This window comes from Pseudocnuella soli (assembly GCF_004347775.1).
Taxonomy (GTDB): domain Bacteria; phylum Bacteroidota; class Bacteroidia; order Chitinophagales; family Chitinophagaceae; genus Flavisolibacter; species Flavisolibacter aquaticus.
The window spans coordinates 881,791-900,627 of sequence record NZ_CP037755.1 but is presented as its reverse complement, the minus strand read 5'-3'; the positions used below and the strand labels follow the sequence as shown (position 1 = coordinate 900,627).

At 50.1% G+C, this 18,837-nt stretch carries 9 protein-coding genes and 1 tRNA gene; 3 read left to right on the top strand and 7 right to left on the bottom strand.

Going from position 1 to position 18,837, the window contains the following annotated elements; all coding sequences use genetic code 11:
* The first annotated feature begins 133 nt into the window (after nucleotides 1-133).
* A complete protein-coding gene (locus EPD17_RS03835; RefSeq protein WP_132051921.1) occupies nucleotides 134-1,390 on the top strand; it encodes a multiheme c-type cytochrome in 1,257 nt (418 codons plus the stop codon).
* 341 nt (nucleotides 1,391-1,731) lie between these two features.
* Here EPD17_RS03835 and EPD17_RS03830 read toward each other — a convergent pair whose 3' ends face one another.
* The 3 genes from EPD17_RS03830 to EPD17_RS03820 are packed head-to-tail and all read right to left on the bottom strand — an operon-like array spanning nucleotide 1,732 to nucleotide 7,419.
* On the bottom strand, nucleotides 1,732-2,625 hold the full coding sequence (locus tag EPD17_RS03830) for a LamG domain-containing protein (RefSeq protein WP_165929514.1): 894 nt from the start codon (nucleotides 2,623-2,625) through the stop codon (nucleotides 1,732-1,734).
* A gap of 39 nt (nucleotides 2,626-2,664) precedes the next feature.
* The gene (locus tag EPD17_RS03825; protein ID WP_132051917.1) at nucleotides 2,665-4,242 is read right to left on the bottom strand and encodes a RagB/SusD family nutrient uptake outer membrane protein; all 1,578 of its coding nucleotides are present in this window, start codon (nucleotides 4,240-4,242) and stop codon (nucleotides 2,665-2,667) included.
* A gap of 18 nt (nucleotides 4,243-4,260) precedes the next feature.
* Complete coding sequence (locus EPD17_RS03820) at nucleotides 4,261-7,419, bottom strand: SusC/RagA family TonB-linked outer membrane protein (RefSeq protein WP_165929513.1); 3,159 nt, start codon at nucleotides 7,417-7,419, stop codon at nucleotides 4,261-4,263.
* A 210-nt stretch (nucleotides 7,420-7,629) separates the two neighbouring features.
* On the opposite strand from EPD17_RS03820, the gene EPD17_RS03815 reads away from it, so the two are divergent.
* Nucleotides 7,630-7,703, top strand: a tRNA-Ile gene (locus tag EPD17_RS03815).
* Between the two features lie 281 nt (nucleotides 7,704-7,984).
* Here EPD17_RS03815 and EPD17_RS03810 read toward each other — a convergent pair.
* The 3 genes from EPD17_RS03810 to EPD17_RS03800 form a co-directional block, all read right to left on the bottom strand.
* The gene (locus EPD17_RS03810) at nucleotides 7,985-9,808 is read right to left on the bottom strand and encodes a beta-N-acetylhexosaminidase (RefSeq protein ID WP_132051913.1); all 1,824 of its coding nucleotides are present in this window, start codon (nucleotides 9,806-9,808) and stop codon (nucleotides 7,985-7,987) included.
* A 220-nt stretch (nucleotides 9,809-10,028) separates the two neighbouring features.
* Nucleotides 10,029-13,859: a TIM-barrel domain-containing protein gene (locus EPD17_RS03805; RefSeq protein ID WP_132051911.1), complete on the bottom strand. Its 3,831-nt coding sequence runs from the start codon at nucleotides 13,857-13,859 to the stop codon at nucleotides 10,029-10,031.
* 346 nt (nucleotides 13,860-14,205) lie between these two features.
* Nucleotides 14,206-15,516 carry a sugar MFS transporter gene (locus EPD17_RS03800; RefSeq protein WP_132051909.1) on the bottom strand — a complete coding sequence of 437 codons (1,311 nt, stop codon included), beginning with the start codon at nucleotides 15,514-15,516 and terminating at the stop codon, nucleotides 14,206-14,208.
* 370 nt (nucleotides 15,517-15,886) lie between these two features.
* On the opposite strand from EPD17_RS03800, the gene EPD17_RS03795 reads away from it, so the two are divergent.
* Nucleotides 15,887-17,029, top strand: coding sequence for an MBL fold metallo-hydrolase (locus EPD17_RS03795; protein WP_132051907.1), 1,143 nt, complete (start codon nucleotides 15,887-15,889; stop codon nucleotides 17,027-17,029).
* Nucleotides 17,030-17,062: 33 nt separating this feature from the next.
* Here EPD17_RS03795 and EPD17_RS03790 read toward each other — a convergent pair whose 3' ends face one another.
* Nucleotides 17,063-18,553 (bottom strand): calcineurin-like phosphoesterase C-terminal domain-containing protein, encoded by a 1,491-nt coding sequence (locus tag EPD17_RS03790; protein ID WP_132051905.1) that lies wholly within the window; start codon nucleotides 18,551-18,553, stop codon nucleotides 17,063-17,065.
* Nucleotides 18,554-18,837 lie beyond the last annotated feature (284 nt).

Below are 18,837 nucleotides of genomic sequence, written 5' to 3'. Positions count from 1 at the left end.
TCACAATCATAGCGGGTAAGCTTATCGGGCACCAAAGATACACCGTTCCCATGGTAGCCCCGGCCCCGTAGCATCTGCCGTTTGGGCGTTGCAATGCATTAAAAACGTAGTTTGCAACTTCCATCCATTTTGCATGCACACAAAGCTTTTATTTGCCCGCCGGTCCCTGCTGCTGCCGCTGCTTTTGGTAGTGGTTGTGCTGCTGCTGTCGCAATGCATGGATGGCGAAAAAAGCGACGCGGCAGACAAAGTAAAAGCGGTGACACAACCTGCGGTTTCGTTGGAACAATTTGCCGGTTCGCAGGCTTGTGCTTCCTGCCATGCAGATGTATATAAAAGCCATCTGCAAACTGCACATTTCCGCACATCGGCACCGGCAAGCGACAGTACTGTTTTGGGTTCGTTTAAAAAGGGCAGCAATGCATTTCATTTCAACGATCACCTGAGCGTGGTGATGGAGCGGCGCGACAGTGGCCTGTACCAGGCGGCCTACCAATACGGCGAAGAAAAGCTGGCCCGCCGCATGGACCTGGTCATCGGGTCGGGCACTATGGGGCAAAGCTTTTTGCACTGGCATGGGCAAAACCTGTTTCAACTGCCCATTACATTTTTTGCGGCAGCCAATGCTTGGTCCAACAGCCCTGGCTTTCCGCCCAAAGTGGTGTTCAACCGGGTCATTACGTCGCGGTGCATGGAGTGCCATACCACTTTTGCGCAAACGCTCAACACTGCCGGTAGCGCAGCGGAAAGTTTTGATGCGGGCAACATTATTTTTGGCGTGGACTGCGAAAAATGCCACGGACCTGCGGCGCAGCATGTAGCTTTTCAACAGGCAAACCCCAATGCAACCGCGGCGAAATTTATTGTGAATCCGGCCCGGCTTTCGCGGCAGCAACAGCTCGATTTGTGTGCCCTGTGCCATGGTGGTGCGCTGCAAAAAACGGCACCTTCTTTTTCGTTTACTGCTGGCAGTAACCTATCTGATTTTTTTGTGCCGGACACCACTGCACCCAATCCTGCCAACATCGATGTACACGGCAACCAATATGGCTTGCTGCGGGCCAGTAAATGTTTTACAGCCAGTACCACCCTTACCTGCAACAGTTGCCACAACACCCACGCGAATGAGCGGGGTAATAAAGTGTTGTTCTCGCAACGTTGCATGTCCTGCCATCAGCAAGACGGTGATCATTTTTGCACCAACAAAACATTGCCTGCGGCAAAGCTCGCCGCCAACTGTATCGATTGCCATATGCCCGAGCAACCATCCCGCGCCATCGCTGTTTTTTTACCCGGCAAGGCATCGCCAACAGCGGCGATGATCCGGTCGCATTACATTAGTGTGAATGCCGGTAATGGACTTCGGGGATTGGGTAGTTTGGAGCGATGATTTTTTGAACCACGAAGACACGAAGTGGACAAAGGGGCACGAAGAAAAAAGAATGATTTGTTGTTGGTTGGTGTTAGTGCAATTCAGAACAGGCTGCGATTAATTATCAAGGTAATTTTTTATCACGCAGCGTCTGTCATGCCGAACTCGTTTCGGCATCTCCCCTTCTTTTTGCAGGGTTCATGAAAAAATAAGGAGATGCCGAAACGAGTTCGGCATGACAACGCTAACCTTCAATAACGCTACATGATAGCGGTGGGTTTGCATTTAGCGGTAATTATTTTTCATAAAAAAGGGTTGCGTAAATGAATACGCAACCCTTTTTCAAGAAGCTTACACTTCTACTTTTTGCTGGTAAAAATCGTGCCTATTTCGGCAGCAGTTAATGCAGTACCATACAAGCGAAACTGATCGAGGCCGCCTTTGAACGAGCTTTGCAGCCAGCCACCTTCACCATCACCGTCGCTATCGTTTCTTGGTCCTCTGCCAATCCTTGCTTCTCCAATTTTTAAATTAGCCAAACGAATCGGTCCATGATTAGCCCATGACTTTACATTAGGGTTTTGCACACCGTCGATATACAATTTCATCTGGCTGGTGGCTTCGTCATATACCAACGCCAAGTGGTGCCAATTGTTGTCCAAAAGGCCTGGAATCATTTGGTCATTTTCCCAGGTAAACCATACATCGGTGGCAGAACTGTTACCATTGGCTGGGTCGGAAGGACTTACACACATTGCTTTAACGGCGCATGCGTTATTATTTCCTTCGAGAAACAAAAACATGATGCCGTTGCTCCAATGGTAGCTAGCGTCCGACGATCGTAATGAAAAAATGTACTCTGGGCCATTTCCGCCTGTATTGTTGGTGGTCTGGCCGTTCTTTTTAAACCAAGCAGAAACAGTAAAGCTTTTGCTTTGTGCCCAGTCGTTGAATGATGCGTAGCGAATGTATTTTTTTGATTCACCTTGTACGCCTTTACCACTTATACCGTCTATTGCAGCAAGAGGGTTATCGGCTGGAAAGTTTACCCGTACACTATCAACCGCATTCATTTTTGGGTCGGAAGTTGTACCGTCAAATGCGGTATAGAATTTCAGCGGACCGCCCGGCGGGTTGGCATCTTGCGGGTAATCGGTCATGCCAGGCCGATCCAGTTTCTGACAGCCTGTTATTGCAGCACCTGTAGCAAACAGCGCAAAAACAAACAGACCTGCCTTATGTAATATTTTCATTGTAATTGTTTTGTTGTACAATAATTAGAAAAGCTAGTACTACCACTCCGGATTCTGTGTCAGCACACCGCCGGTAAGGTCGATGGCTTTTTGCGGAATGGGATAAAAACGGGCCCGGTTGGTATAGCCCTGCGGCCCCAGCTCCTGCTGTGCATCGCCCCAGCGCACCAGGTCGTAAAAACGATAGCCTTCCATGGCAAATTCCCAACGGCGTTCTGCCTTGATAGCTGCCCGCATTTGTGCCTGGTTCTGGAATGGAATGTACGGCACAACGGTACGGGTTTGGCCCCGGTTGCCGCTGGCCCGGTTGCGGATCAGCTCCAGGTTGGCAGCGGCCACATCGCCCTGGCCCAGTTCGTTGGCAGCTTCGGCCAGCATCAGGATCACATCTGCATAGCGCAGGATGCGGTGGTTGATCCACGGCGAAGCGCCATTGTTGTTGATAAAGCCGGTGGACTGACGAATAGCCGGATCGTTGCCGGTGTATACTTTTTTGTTCCAATAGCGTTGTGCCAGGCCACCGTTACCGCTTGGGTTGGTGTAGGCCGGCAGCGTGGCGCCATAGCCGCCAAACTCTGCTCCGCCATCGTTCTGGCCCGAGTATAAAATGGTTTTGCGTTTGCGCGGGTCATCGGCGGGCCAGTCGCGTTCCAGTTTATCGGTAGGCGTATTCCAGCCCCAGCCCAAGTTCCATTCCACCGGTGCGCCATTGCGCCGCACCTGCTGCATGGTGCCCCAATCGGAGCCATAGTTTACCGCGCTGTTGGTGGCGGCACCCGGACCCGAGTAAGCCTGCATTTCCCAGATCGACTCCTTGCCATTTTCGCCGCGGTCGCGCCAAATGTCGGAGAACTCAGCTTCGAGGCTGTATTGTCCCGAATTGATCACGTCGCTGGTGAGGGCCACTACCTGTGCCCAGTTGCCCCGGAACAATTGCGTTTGTGCCCAAAGCGTGTTGGCGGCACCGCGGGTAAGGCGGCCGGTATATCCTTCGCCGTAAGCAGCAGATGTAACCGGTAATAATTGAGCTGCTACCTGCAGGTTAGAATCAATGAATGCATACACCTGTGCGGACGGCGATTTATCGCGAATGCCGTCGTTGGGGTTGCGGATGGGCTGTTTGAACAGCGGCACATCGCCATAGGTTTTTACCAGTTCGAAATAAGCATATGCCCTGAAGAAACAGGCTTCACCCAGGTTGCGTACCGAGGCTGCATCCTGCACATCCAGCGAGTCGGCGGTGTACACCGCTTCGTTGGCCAGGTTGATCATGGTATAGTGATCGTTCCAATAGGTGTTGGGCGCCCAGTCGTCTTTTGAGTATTGGAAATTATCGAACTCGGCCACGATCTCCGCACCGTCGTTGATGTCGCTGCCTTTTTGCGCATCGTCATCCCGAATGGAGTGAAAATCGACCCAGGGCAGGGTGGAAAACCCGGGCAGGGTGCGGAGGTTTGAATAAAGGCCCAGCACCTGTCCTTCCAGCTGGCCCTGGTTCAGATCCTCCAGTGTTGCCGTGAGTGGTTTTCGATCCAAGAACTTGCTGCAGCCTGCCACCAGCACCGAGGCCGGCAACAGCAGTAACATCGTCCAGTAAAATATCTTTTGCTTTTTCATGCGCTTCAATTGTTCAATTTAGAATGTTACGTTCAGGCCAAAGGTGGTAACCATGGGGATGGCACCGCCTGCATTGTCAAATCCAAAAGCAGTAGCATTGCCGCCATACTCCGGCGTATAACCCTGGTTGTTTTTCCAGGTCTTCAGGTTCTGCACGTTTACATATACCCGCAGGTTGTTCATATTGAGCCGGTCGGTAAGTGCACGGGCAAAATTGTAGCCCAGCTGCAGGTTGCGGATGCGGAAATAAGAACCGTCTTCGATGTTGAACGTGGAGCCATTGTAGTTGATGCGATCGGCCTGACTTACCAGCGGCACCCAGTTGGATGTGCCCGGACCATTCCAGCGTTCAATTTTATCAGCTGCATAGTTTACCCGCTGAAAAGGCGACTCCAGCGAACCCCAGGTGCGGAAGATCTCATTGCCATAAACACCCTGTACATCTACCGCCAGGCTCAGGCCTTTGAAGGCCAGGCTAACAGTGCCGCCATACGAAAAGTCGGGGGTGGGGTTACCAATCACGGTGCGGTCGTCGGGGGTAACAACGCCATCGCCATTTACGTCTTTAAATTTAAAATCGCCGGGGCGGTAAGCACCTACCGCGGCAGCGTTGGGCGACCGCAGGATGTCGGCATAGCTTTGATAAATGCCTTCTACCACATAGCCAAAGAATGAACCAATGGGGTAACCCGGCAAGGTGCGGGCTTCGGCCGATCCGTTGTTTTGGAAACCGCGGATTAACACACCGGTGGGCAGTTCGGCGCTCAGCTCTTCTACCCTGTTGTTGAGGAAGGTGATGTTACCGCTAACGTTCAGCGTAAGGTCGCGACTAAAGTTTTGCACCCAGCTCGCCATCAACTCGGTACCCCAGTTGCGCAGGTTACCGCCGTTGATCAATTTATCTTCCTGGCCCGCCAGCGCCCTACGGTCCACATAGGTCATCAGGTCTTTGGTAGTGCGGTTAAAATAGTTGGCCTCAATGTGCAGGCGGTTGCCCAGCGCATTGGCCTCGATACCGATTTCCTGTGCATGAACGGTTTCCCATTTCAGGTCGGGGTTAGCCTGGTATTGCTGGCGTGCCGCTTGGAACACGTTGGAGCCAAACACCGCCTGGGTACCGCCCAGCAGGTTGGGATAAAACGGATAGTCCAGCGAAGTGCCTTCGATGTTGGAAGCCGTTTGGTTACCCAATACACCAATGGAGCCTTTCAGCTTCAGGTAATTGATGAATTCAACACCTTCCATGAATGCTTCTTTCGAAATATCCCATGCTGCACCCACCGACCAGAACTGCTGGTTGCGGTTGCGGGGCGGAATGCGGGAAGAAGCATCGTCGCGGAACGAAGCGTTGAGGAAGTATGTGTTCTTATAATTGTACAGCACCCGCGCCAGGTATGAAACGGTGGTGTACTCGCTTTGACCCGAAGTAACCGACGTGTTGGCCGGATCCTGGAAGCCGGTGCTCATGTACCAGAAACGGGGATCGTTGGGGATGGGGCGCAGGCGGGTGCCGCTTACATTACCAAAGCGGCCGGCATACCCAAAATAATAGGTAGTGAAACCACCGGTAGCCGTGAGGTTATGACCGCCAAAATTCTTGCGGTACGTCAGTACATGGTCCTGCTGCCATTTGCGCCAGTTCTCATCGTTCTCCGATACGCGGGTATTTTGGCTGTACAACTCGGGCAGGTTGGTGCGGGGGTTGTAGCCATAATACAGCGGCGTGTACTGGCGGCGGTTTAGCTGGCTCATATCGCCATACAGCGTAGAGCGGAAATTGAAGTTTTTCAAAAAGGTCAGTTCGGCAAATACGCTACCTACGTGGCGGTACTCAATGCTTTTGGTTTTATCCCACTCGTTTTCCAGTTGCAGCAGCGGGTTGATCACCCCGGAGTTTTGCAGGCCTACATCCAGCGTGGAGTACAGGTCCATAAACATACTGTCGGCGCCGTATGGGTTGCGTACAAAAAACCGCTGCGTGCCGGCATTGATCTGCGGCATTACCTTGCGGGCTGCATCCAACACCCAGGTTGCGTTGTATGGGTTGTTCTGGCGGCTTACGTTATAGTTTACCCCAATGCGGATGGCATTGCTTACCTTAAATTCATCGCTGAACGACAGGTTAATGCGGTCCAGTTTTTCGCGGCGAATAATGCCTTCATCGTACAGGTAGCCAAGGCTGAAGTTAAACCGGTTGCGTTCCGATGCACCCGACACACTCAGGTTGCTGTTGCTGAATTTTCCGGTGCGGGTTACGGCATCTATCCAATCAGTGTTGGCATTGAGTGGGCCAAAATCATAAGGGTCGGTTTCGCCGTTGTTGGCCCGCTCTTCGTTGAACAGCGTTGCAAACTGCGAAGCATCGGCCAGCTTGATTTTATCTACCAGTTTTTTAAAACCATAACTGGTATTAAAATTAACCACCACCTGGCCGGCACGTGCCCGCTTGGTGGTAACGGCAATTACACCGGTAGCACCGCGTACACCAAAGATGGCCAGCGAAGAAGGATCTTTCAACACCTCGATGGACTCGATATCATTGGGGTTGATGTAATCAATGTTGTCCTGGAAAATACCATCCACTACATACAGCGGACGCACGGCGCCAATGCTCGATGTACCGCGGATGCGGATATCGGGCTGCTGACCCGGTGTGCCGGAGTTAACCACCGAAAGGCCGGCCACTTTGCCCTGCAATGAAGCAAGGGGGTTGGCGTTGGGCCGGTCGGCCACTTCGCGGCCCGAGATCTTGGTGATGGAGCCGGTAAGGTCGCGCCGGTTGGCGGTGCCATAACCAATTACCACCACCTCGTTGAGTTGGGCGCCTTCGGGCTGCAGCGTAATTACCACCGTGGTTTGATCGGGGCGTACGGCCAGCTCCTGGCTGCCATAGCCTACATAGCTCACCACCAGCGTAGCCGACTGCGGAATTGACAGCGAAAAATTACCTGCCGAATCAGTGGAAGTACCGATGGAAGGATTGTTTTTCAGCCGAACGGAGGCGCCGGAAAGGGCCTGGCCGGTGCCGGAAATAACCTGCCCGGTCAGCTGTCGGTTTTGCGCCGCTGCGGGCAGCCACATGAACAAAAATGCAAATAGGGAAAAAAGAAATAAAGTTCTGGCACGGGCAGCCCACAGGGGCTGGCGCCAGCCAGTTGGTTTGGAGTGCAAGTACATATAGCAATTGTAGTTTAATTGTGCATGCCCCATTTTTTAAAAGCTCTGCTAAATGGTTGGCATACAAATAACAACACAAAGTTATAGGCAAAAGTTCCCTCCGTTTCGTTGCACGGTTTAAAAAAGTTCTTTGGTGGGGCTGGTTGGTTGTACACCCGATTTGCCTACTTTTGCAAACCGCCGCCACCGCACCTAACGGTGACCGGCACCGGACGTTTAGCTCAGTCGGTTAGAGCAGCAGACTCATAATCTGCGGGTCGTAGGTTCGATCCCTACAACGTCCACAGGTAATTGATTGATTTTTATTTTTTCAAACGCCCACTTCTGTGGGCGTTTGTTATTTGCAAACAAAGATTCAAGTTGTTGCTTTGTTTGGATCGAACAAGCATTCACACGAACATATTGATTAAATAAAAGGTGAAGGCTACTGCACTAAGCCGGCATGTCCAAGGACAGCTAGCACAACAAATTCACCAAGTTTTATAAGCATACCCACCAAAACAATAGGCAACCAATGGTTGCCTATTGTTTCATCGAGAACTAACTATAAACAAATCAAAACACCCTACCTCTTCCTGGCTTTCTTCGGAAAATATTCGGTCGGGCTTTTTCTTCCGTTGGGCAGGAACACAGCAAAATGCAGCACATCGCCCCTTTTAATTGCAACCTGCCCTTTGTATTCCGCCGACTGCTCCGTTATTACATCGCTATTTACCGCATAACGAACAACACCACTACCAGCACGGTTGCTTAGCGAAACAACTGCAGCACTGTCCGCGTCAAACTTTGCTGTGGGCAAAGGCGTTGGAATGCGGTAGTTGATATTCCATCGGTCGTAGCGTTTTAGTTGCGTTTGCAGGCGTTGCTGGAAATCGGTAAAGTCTTTCTTTTCCCGCGGCGTCCATGTGATTTCTGCCAGTGCATCAATGCGCGGAAACACCATGTATTGAAACGTGGATTCGCTTTTGATAAACTCGGCCCACACATTTGCCTGTGCACCCAACAGCCGCTTTGCATCTTCATCGGTCATGTTGGGATGGCGCGGATCAAATGCATACACTGTATCCAGCGGCACCCAGTAGCCAATGGCTTGCGGCTCTATTTTCGATTCGGCCTGGTAACCGTCGAAGTACAGGTGTGAATACGGCGACATGATAATGTCGTTGCCCATCTTCGATGCAGTAATGCCGCTTTGCGTGCCCAGCCACGAATGCACCGTGGCCGTTGGCGACAAGCCACCTTGCATGATCTCTTCCCAACCAATAATGCGCTTGCCGTTGGCGTTGATAAATTGTTCCATGCGGCGCACAAACCAGCTTTGTAATTCGGCTTCGTTTTTCAAACCTTCGGCCTTCATGCGCTGCTGGCATTTAGCACATTTTGCCCATGCTTCATGCGGTGCTTCGTCGCCGCCAATGTGTAAAAATTTTGATGGGAACAAGGGCATTACTTCTTTCAACACATCCTGTAAAAAAAGAAACACCGAATCGTTGCCGGCGCAATAAATGTCTTTGGAAACACCCCATGTCTGGCGCACCTCGTGTGGTTTTCCGGTTTCAAAACTTACAGCATTACAAGCCAGGTTGGGATAGGCCGTAACAGCTGCTACCGAATGGCCCGGCATTTCAATTTCGGGGATCACTTCTATATAGCGGGCAGCAGCATACGCAACTACTTCTTTGATCTGCTCCTGCGTGTAATAACCTCCATAGCGAATGCTGTCGGCTTTTTTGCGGTCGTACCCCACCTGCGTGCCATTACGGTACGCAGCCACTGTTTGCAGGCGTGGGTATTTTTTGATCTCAATGCGCCAGCCCTGGTCTTCGGTTAAGTGCCAGTGCATTTTATTGAGCTTATGATAAGCCAGTTGGTCAATAAATTTTTTTACAAAATCCACCGACCAAAAATGCCGGCATGGATCCATCATCATACCGCGCCATGCAAACCGGGGTTCGTCTTCAATATGCACGGCGGGTATAGTCTTCTTGCCTTCGGCCGGAATCAGTTGCAACAGGGTTTGCACGCCATAAAACAAGCCTGCTTCCTTTTTAGCTTTAATAACAATACCTGCCGGCGTTACATCCAGCACATATCCTTCGTCATGCGCCACATCCTGGCTTAGTTGCAACACAATGCCTGTTGCATTTTTTGCAGTGCTGCCCACTTTAGCCTGCAACTGCAGGCCGCTTGCATCGCGTATGCCGGCCAGTGCTAAATCCGTTAGCGATGCAGCAATTCCTTTCCCATGGTGCAGTTGTATTTTGTTGGTCAATAAAAAACTTCCCTTTCCTTCAACAATGTTTTTAGGTAAAGGAATCAATGCATGTTTTTGCTGCGCCAATGCAGCGCATGCGGTAAAGAGGGCAAGAGCAAAAAAGAATTTTTTCATGGCCTGTATTTCTATCCTGGTGTGGAAACGCCGGTCCGCATCGGCACGCCGTTTATGGTGGACAAGCTAGTCATTAAGCCAGTGTAAATTTCATGCAAACGTTTGCTCCAAAATGCTTGCAGCAGCAATGCATGCAAATCATCACCGATACTAAACAACAGTGCTGCATCCGAAGCGAAATGCAGCACTGTACTTATCAAAATTTTAGCTGTAACGTTTATTAAAACGACACCGCATTCATCTTTTTATCTACCAACATGCCACCTCTTGTTTCTAGCGTTAATTTTACCTGCCCCTTTGCTTTAAACCTGATTACAAACAACTGCACATTTCCTTGTAATGCGGGCTGGTCGCCGATGTTGACAAATGTTGGATACAACACCCGCTTGCCATCGGTATGCAGCCGGTTGTTGGTCAGGTTTTCCATTTGTTGCATGCCTGTGGGCACAATGCCTACAAACTCGAGCTCCTGCTCATTGTAAGGCAATGTAAAACTGAGCGCATTCACCGCTCTCAGCCCGATACCATGCGCTGTTATCTCGATTATTTCACCGTCGTTGTAGGTGCGGGCATCCATCGCCAGCTTTACCGTGCCACCAATCGAATCGCGCCGTTTCGCATTTACACCACCATCAAGGCGGGTGGCCACATGTGCAATATCAAATGCATCGATCAATCCATTGTGGTTTACATCGCCCTTCGAAATATACCCTTCAAAATCGCTGTCGCTCCGCTTCAAACCGGTGTAATTGATATATGCCGTCAGGTCGGCCTGATCTACCTTTCCGTCATTGTTAATGTCTCCGGGAATAAGGCTTGCTGAACCTGCGATTTTAAACACATACAGTTCCCTGCCCGAACCAAAATCACCAATGCCTTCCGTTACCGAAAGCCTGATGCACCGCGCTGTTGGGGCGCCAGTAAAAACGAATTCTTTGGTGTCGCCATTACGTTCCCACCGGAATGCACCGGCTTCTTTCCACTCATTTTTATCCATGCTGTGCCACACCGTTCCCCGCAATAAAAAACCGTTGCCGCGGTCGCGGGGCAGGTACCTGAACTTATCCAACTGGTTCACCGATCTTAGGTCGATCACCAGTTCAAAAGGCACTGCTTTTTTGCTCCATGCAGTGTGCCATATATTCCCTTCGTCAAAGTCAAACAACTGCTCGATGCCGCTGCCACCTTGCGCCGGTGCAGTGCTTTCTGCAACAATTCCTTTGATGGCAAATTGAAGTGGATTTTTACCAGTTGTAGCGGCAAACTTTGTCCATGCCGAATGACCGCTTTTATTCACCGAACGCAACTGGAATGCATAATTTGTTTCCGGCTCCAAATCTTCAAACAAAAATGAAGTGTCTCGGATATTCGTGTACACCTGCCCGTTAAACAAGATCTCGTAAAAATCAGCAGCTGCTACTGCGCTCCAACTGGGCCGGAGTGTATAAGCCTGCCTATATGTATCCACAACTTGCACATTTGCCGGCGCTTGTACTGCACCTGTTTTTGTACGCAAATGGTCGGCTGGCGCAAAACGAAATCCAGCTACCGTCAACCGGATGTCTTTTTGGGTGATGTCGGTTGCGGCAACCCTGACCAGCAACTGTGGATTTTTCGTGATGGCCACCTGCTCAAACGCACTGCCTGTTGTTGCAAAATTATTCAGGCTGGGTGCGGCTTCATAAAAATAAACATTGGTACCCGCTACATAACTTTCTTTTGATGTTGCTTTTTTCAACACAACTTGCCGGCTGCCTACCGATACCGAAACGCTTGCTGGTGGCTGCGTTACATTGATGCGAAACGCAGTGATCTTGTCTTTTACAAAGCCACTAAAATCACCTTTAGCCCGATGCACGGTAATGATTGCCCTATTGGCCACCACCGAAGATCGAATCAGCGTAGTAACGCCTTTACCTTCCTTATACTCCTCTGTTAAACCATCATCATCATACTCGGTAAACGAACTGTTACCATCCGGGTATACCTCATAAATACGCAGCCCATTATCAATTTCGGAAACATTGTTGTTGGCATTGGTTATCGGGATGATGGCGCCGCTCTTTACAAACAAAGGCAGCTTCCACAACGGTGCAGCGTAATGATTTAAAATGCTGCCGCCAGCATACACCTGCCCGGTAAAATAGTCGATCCATGTCCCTTTGGGTAAATAAATGCCGTTGCGGATGTCGTTATCGGCGGAATCGATTTTTGTTGGCTGGTAAACCGGCGCCACTAAAAAGTTGGGACCATACAGGTATTGGTATTGTGTGGCTTTTCCCAATGTGTATGAATTTGCATCGTACAAAAACATAGGGCGGATCTGGGGCAGGCCGCTTACCGCCTCCCGTGCAATGCTATACTCATACGGCAGCAGCATTGATTTTAATTTCAAATAAGTCCGGTTGATAGAGGTGTATGGCTCGCCCAGTACATGCGGATATTTTTCATTGCTGCCCCAGCCATCCATGTTCAGTTGCATGGGCGTAAATGTTTTCCATTGAAAATCGCGGGCCAGTACCACCGGATTTTTACCACCAAAAATGCCATCCATATCCGACCCAATGTTTGGCTGCCCGGCCAATCCCGAACCGATATATGTAGGAATATGAAAACGTATGTATTCCCACACGCCGCCGGTCTGATCGCCCGTCCACACACCGGCGTAGCGCTGCGTTCCTGCCCAGCCATCGAGTGTAATGATAAACGGCCGTGCATTATTGCCATGCCGCCGCATGGTGTTGGCTACGTCGGCCACGCCATTTAGCCCAAACGAATAGCCGGGTCCAACCCAAGCCACATCGGTCTTTAGTACCCGCACCTGCGCAACGCCCACTTCTTTTACAATATCGCGTTGCAGCAGTGCACTGATGCCGTCTTTTGGATGCAGGTCCGACTGTGTCCACAACCCAATTTGCACGCCTTGCTTGCGTGCATAATTGCCAAAAGATTGCAGGTTCAGAATATTGCTATCCAGCGTACCGGTTTGCCCGTATCCCGCACCGTATCCATCGTTGGGCAAGATCCAGCCCAGTGGCAAATCGTGTGCCTTGTAGCGGTCCACTACGGCACGTGCCGAAAAAGGATAGTTGTTTTGTTCGCCATTGAGCGACTCCCTCACACCGCCATTTTCACGCTGGCTTTCTTTATACCGGCGTCCGTTTTCAAATAAAATGCCTATTGAGTCTTCCTTCCAGTAATCGCGGTTGTAGGCATTTAAATGTCCTTCGTAAAAAGCAAACTTGGGCAATAAAACAGGCTTACCGGTAAGTTGGAAAAAATCGTTGAGCAGCGCGGCCGGCCGCTCGTTGATCATAAAAAATACGTCGAGGTAATTTGCATCGTGATGCAGGTGCACCACACCTTTTTCGGCTGCGCCAAAATCGTACTTTCCTTTTTTGAACGTATGCCACAACAGCCCGTATCCATTGGTGCTCCAGTAAAAAGGTGTTGGCGAAGCCACACCACCATCGGTCCAACTGTTTTGGTTTTCAATAGCAATGGCTTTGCCTTTATGCGAAAATCGTCCGTTCTGAACACCGCCGCCATAAAAGTATTCGTGCTGCCCTTCTGTTAACTTCAGCGTGGCACCTTTCCTGCCCACCTGCACCGGCGCAAGTGTTTCGGCAACCAGCTTTTTCTGCCTATTGAAAATGCGCAACCGGCTGCTGCGTTTGTCTATCAACACACTGATTGCGCCGGTAGCAATCTTGACCTCATTGGCGCTATTGCCAACGACAAGTTTTGAAACTTTTGTACGTGGCTCATCCACCAGTATGCGTGCCGGTGGCTTTGCTTCCGGGTCGCGCAGGCTGCCCGTGTCGGCATCCTGAAACAAGCGGAAAATATGATTGCCATAAAAATCAAGGATGATTTTCTGCCCGTTGCTTAATTGTATTTCAACTGTAGTGGCATTTACCTTGCGGGCACTTACAATGGCAACGGAGTCATCCTTTGCTTTTGCAACGAATTGCTGGCTGCTGGCCCGCAATACATTTAGCAACAAAAAGGCAATCAACAAAAAAAGAGAACCTTGGGTATTAAATCGCATGAGCAATCAGTGTGGATCTTAAAACTGTTGTTTAAAGGTATAGCAGAAGAACGCTGTAGTTGCATGCAAACGGTTGCATCAGTTTAGACTTGCGCAAATGAATTTGCTTTCATTGCTGACCGCTACCTGCCCTTACCCTATTTGCTATTGCGCAACCAATCGATACCTCAATGCAAACAAAGCATTACGCATTACTGCAGTGACATTCACAAAAAATGCAGCACTAAAAAAAGGGGTGCCTAAGCAGCACCCCGGTTGTTGAAAGCGAGTATTGATTGCACGTTGTATCTTTTATTAATTGCCCATTGAAAGGCATTAATTAATTGTTTATTATTTAAAAAACATATTACATACTGCTTACCACTGCAGCTGCTGGTTTTGCGGCCCGCAACTTTTTACTGCGCCCCACTTTATGCCCTTGCTGCGCATAATACAAAATGTACAAATAGGCAGGCAGGCAACACAAAAGAAACGCACCGTTGTTCGACATCAGGCCGCTGTCTTTAAGTGCAGTATAAAACAGCGGGATCAGCGCACCACCCGAAATGCCCATGATGAGCAATGCCGAACCGGTTTGTGTAAAACGCCCCAGGCCATCAATTGCCAGCGGAAAAATGACCGGCCACATCAATGCATTGGCTAAACCCAACAAAGCAATAAAAACAATAGCCGTATAGCCACTGCTGATGAAAATGCAAACACTAAACACGACCCCCAGGATGGCAGAAATTTTAAGCGCCATTTGCTGCGACAGCAACCGCGGAATGGCAAAAATGCCCACTACATAACCGGCAAGCATAGCGAAAAGGGTAAACGAAGTAAAATACTTTGTTTCATCAAGCGGCAGGCCCAACTCGTTGCCGTAAATACCAATGGCATCGCCTGCAAGCACTTCCACACCGAGGTACACAAACAGGCAAAGCACACCCAGCATCAGGTGCGGAAACTGAAATACATTTTGCTTGCTGCCCAAGCCCGTTTGCGGTTCTTCTTCAGTTGCTACTTCGGGCAACGACGACTTGCTGATCATGATGGCGAGCAGCAACAAAACAATGGCAATAACAATGTAGGGCGTGATTACCCGGTCGGCCAGTTGCTGTAGCAGGCCAGCTTTCACCAGTGGGTTTTGCTCCGCAATGATCTGCGTTTCGATGGCACCGGCATTTTTTAATATAAGCGCACCCAACACCAGCGGGCTTACAATGCCCGCCACTTTATTGCAAATGCCCATGATGCTGATGCGCTTTGCCGCACTATCCATTGGCCCGATGATGCTGATGTACGGATTGCTGGCGGTTTGCAACAAGGCAAGGCCCGCACCTTGTATGAACAAACCAAGCAAAAACAGCGGGAAGCTGCGGGCATAAGCCGCAGGTATAAATACCACAGAGCCAATGGCCATTACTACCAGGCCCAGCGCCATGCCGTTCTTGTATCCTGTTTTGCGCAGTATGGCCGATGCCGGCAGCGCCAGGAAAAAATAAGCCATGTAAAAAGAAAACGTTACAAAAAATGCCTGCACATCGCTTTCCAGTTGGCAAGCAAGTTTAAGAAAAGGAATCAGCGTTCCGTTGAGCCAGGTAACAAAACCAAAAACAAAAAACAAGATGCCCATAATGGCAAGCGGGGAAACGGTACCTGTGTTACGCGCAGACATAAACAAAATGAATTTGGCCGCTGAAAGTAGGTAATGATTGTACCCATTGGACCGCCGCGGGCTGCACAAACGTTTGCGCTAATCAAAAGCGGACAATGATGATCAGTGAACAGGAACGGGTCATTTCATTTTTATAGCAATTGCTTGAAGCATCATTTACTAAAGCAACCAATGGCGGTAACAACATGGCTGTAGCCAAATAAACAGCGATAAAACCACCGCATTTTGCCTTGGGCTAAACAAAGCGTTGCTCTTTGCTGTTAAATGCAGCACAAATACTGCGTAAAATGCAGCGCTGCCGCAAGTTTGCGGCAAACGGAGCCGGTACAGCAACTAATTTTGCCACCGCATTGATGCGTTTTTATAAAAAATGAAAAAGGCTTTACGGCTGTTTACCCGGATGATGATCCTACTGGTTTCGATTGTATTGATAATGGTGGTTGCGGCCCTGATCTTTATGCAGCATCCAAAGTTTGGTGCAGCGCCAAAAGGCAAACGACTGGAACGAATGCAGGCATCGCGGCATTATAAAGACGGTGCTTTTGTAAACCGCTCCCATACGTCAGCACTTACCGAAGGGCACTCCATGACCAAGGTGATGTTCAACTTCTTTTTTGGCAAAGGCCCCAATACCACACCGCAAGGCGCTATACCTTCTGTACGCACCGATCTTAAAAACCTGCCCGCCGGCGACTGGCTTTTTTGGTTTGGGCACTCATCTTATTTTATTCAAACGGACGGACTGAAGATATTGGTCGACCCTGTGTTCAGCGGCAATGCTTCGCCAATGCCGGGCACTACACGATCGTTTAAAGGCACCGATGTGTATACCGCTGCTGATATGCCTTTTGTGGATTACCTGCTTATTTCACACGATCATTACGACCACCTCGATTATGAAACCATATTGGAGCTAAAAGGCAAGGTGGGCAAAGTGATTTGCGGCCTGGGCGTGGGCGCACACCTGGAGCGCTGGGGCTTTGCACCGGAAAGCATCATTGAAATGGATTGGGATACCGATGTTGCGCTGGCTAATGGCAGCAAACTTTTTGGACATACCACCAGGCATTTTTCCGGCCGCGGACTAAAGCGCAACGGAACGCTGTGGATGTCGTACCTGTTGCAAACACCCACCCGAAAAATTTACATTGGCGGCGATGGCGGTTATGATGGACATTTTAAAAACATTGGTGCGCAGCATGGCACCATCGACCTAGCCATTTTGGAAAATGGCCAGTACAACGAAGCATGGAAAGCCATTCATTTTTTACCCGGCGAAAACCTGCAGGCCGCAAAAGAGTTGAATGCAAAAAGATTGATGCCGGTGCATTCCGGAAAATTTTCGCTGGCCCTTCACGATTGGGATGAACCCCTCAAGGAAATGGCAAGGTTAAACGATCAATTTGGGTTGCCGCTTGTTACGCCAAAGATTGGTGAAGCCGTAAACCTCAACGACACGGCGCAACAATTTTCGCAGTGGTGGAAAAATGTAGGCCGGCAGGTGCAGCCATAAAAAAAGCCTGCACGCCGCCGGCATTTTATTTACCTAAGCCAACTTGGTTTGTGCCGTGTACGTATTGCCAAAACGATCGGTGGCTTTTACCGTAATTTCTTTGGCGCCGGCTGCAGGTTGCGCATAAAACAAATGGTCCGTTTTGGTGGGCTCCACAAACTTGTGTTTCTGCGGTAGCTCGGGGCCTGCAAACAACTCCACAGCCCAGGGATCCAGTCCTACCTGTTGCTTCATTGTGCCTTTAGCTACACCGTCTTCAAACCACTCTACTTTCCACTGCGGATCCCAGTTCCAAACATTGGCGACAACTGCTGCACTGTTGGCCTTATCGCGGCCCGGCGCATACACCCGCAATTGTTCGTTGCGCTGCAGCCCGGTGCCTTTATAATACCATTGCAATTCGCTGCCATTTACTTCGTACACACCATAGCCGCTGGGCGTGCCATCGCTGCAGATGGGCCCGGTCCACCACGCACCGCAAACCGTTCCGTGCACATGCTCGGTAATGGCGCCTTCGGTCCACGATTCGCTAACATGCGTGTGCCCCGACATAATATGCGCTTTGAACGGCGTCAGCAGTTTATACAATTGCTTGCGGTTTTGCACTGTGCCGCCCATTTCTTCTTCCTTGCCGTTGCGGCGTGCAGCGCCTGTATTGGTAGGTATATGCAGGCTTACCACCACGGTGCTGCCCGGCGCCACCAACGCCAGGTCCTTTTCCAGCCACGATAGCTGCGCTTCGGTGATGTAGCCAATATACTTTTTTGCAGTGCCTACAAAAAACACATCGTCGAGCACTACGTAGTGCACCGCACCGCGGTTGAAGGAATAATAAGTGGGGCCAAATTCTTTCTTGAATGTTTTAGCCGAAGCTTCATCGCCTGCGGCATCGAGGTCCATATCGTGGTTGCCCAGTACATTGAAAAACGGAACGCCGGAAATAGCAATGGCTTCTTTATAATCTTCGTACAGGTCAAATTTATCCCACACCAGGTCGCCGCAACCAATACCATGAAACAGCGTGTTTTTTGGATAAGATTGCACCAATGCTTTCAGGTCGGGGGCCGAAGTGGTTTTTAATTCCGTAGCATCGGCTTCCGAAATCACCTGTGGATCGGCCCACACCACGAAGTTGTGTTTGGTATCGTCAACAGGGAGTTCTTCCAAAATAAAGTTGGCGGTAAAGGCACTGCTGCCCGCAGCAATGCGCTGGTAAAAACGGGCCACACCCCGCTCCTGCGGAAATGCGTATCCTGATGGCACACTGATGTACACAAACTCCGCTGCGCTGCTTGCAACAAGCTCGTACGCACCACGGCTATCGGTGCGCACCACGCTGCTGCCATCGGTAACGGCCACGCCGGCAATGCCTTTGCCTGCCGCAGCTATTTTACCCCGGATGGTAACGATGCCTGCGCTGTGCTGTTTTGTAATGCCAGATGCTGCCTGAACTGCCGCTGCCGGCGCTGCAATGCCTGCACCCAGCAGGCCAAAGGATCTAAGGAAATCTCTTCTGTTGAACATACAAAAGCATGGTTATGGTGGTGTAAAAAAGATCAGTTCATCAAACAACAACGCAGCACTGCAATGCATCATACAACACACTGCGCCAGTTGCAGCACAATCATGTTGTATGAATCATTTGCCTCTGTAACAAATGTGCTCCTATCGGCGGTGCAAATATGGGCAACCGGCACCGCACCCATGTTACCGAAGTATTAATTTACTGTTTTCAAATGGAAAAGAAAGAGGCGGCATTTGCCTGGTGCAAAAGCAAGCACTGTTGCCATTTTTTACATAGATACAAC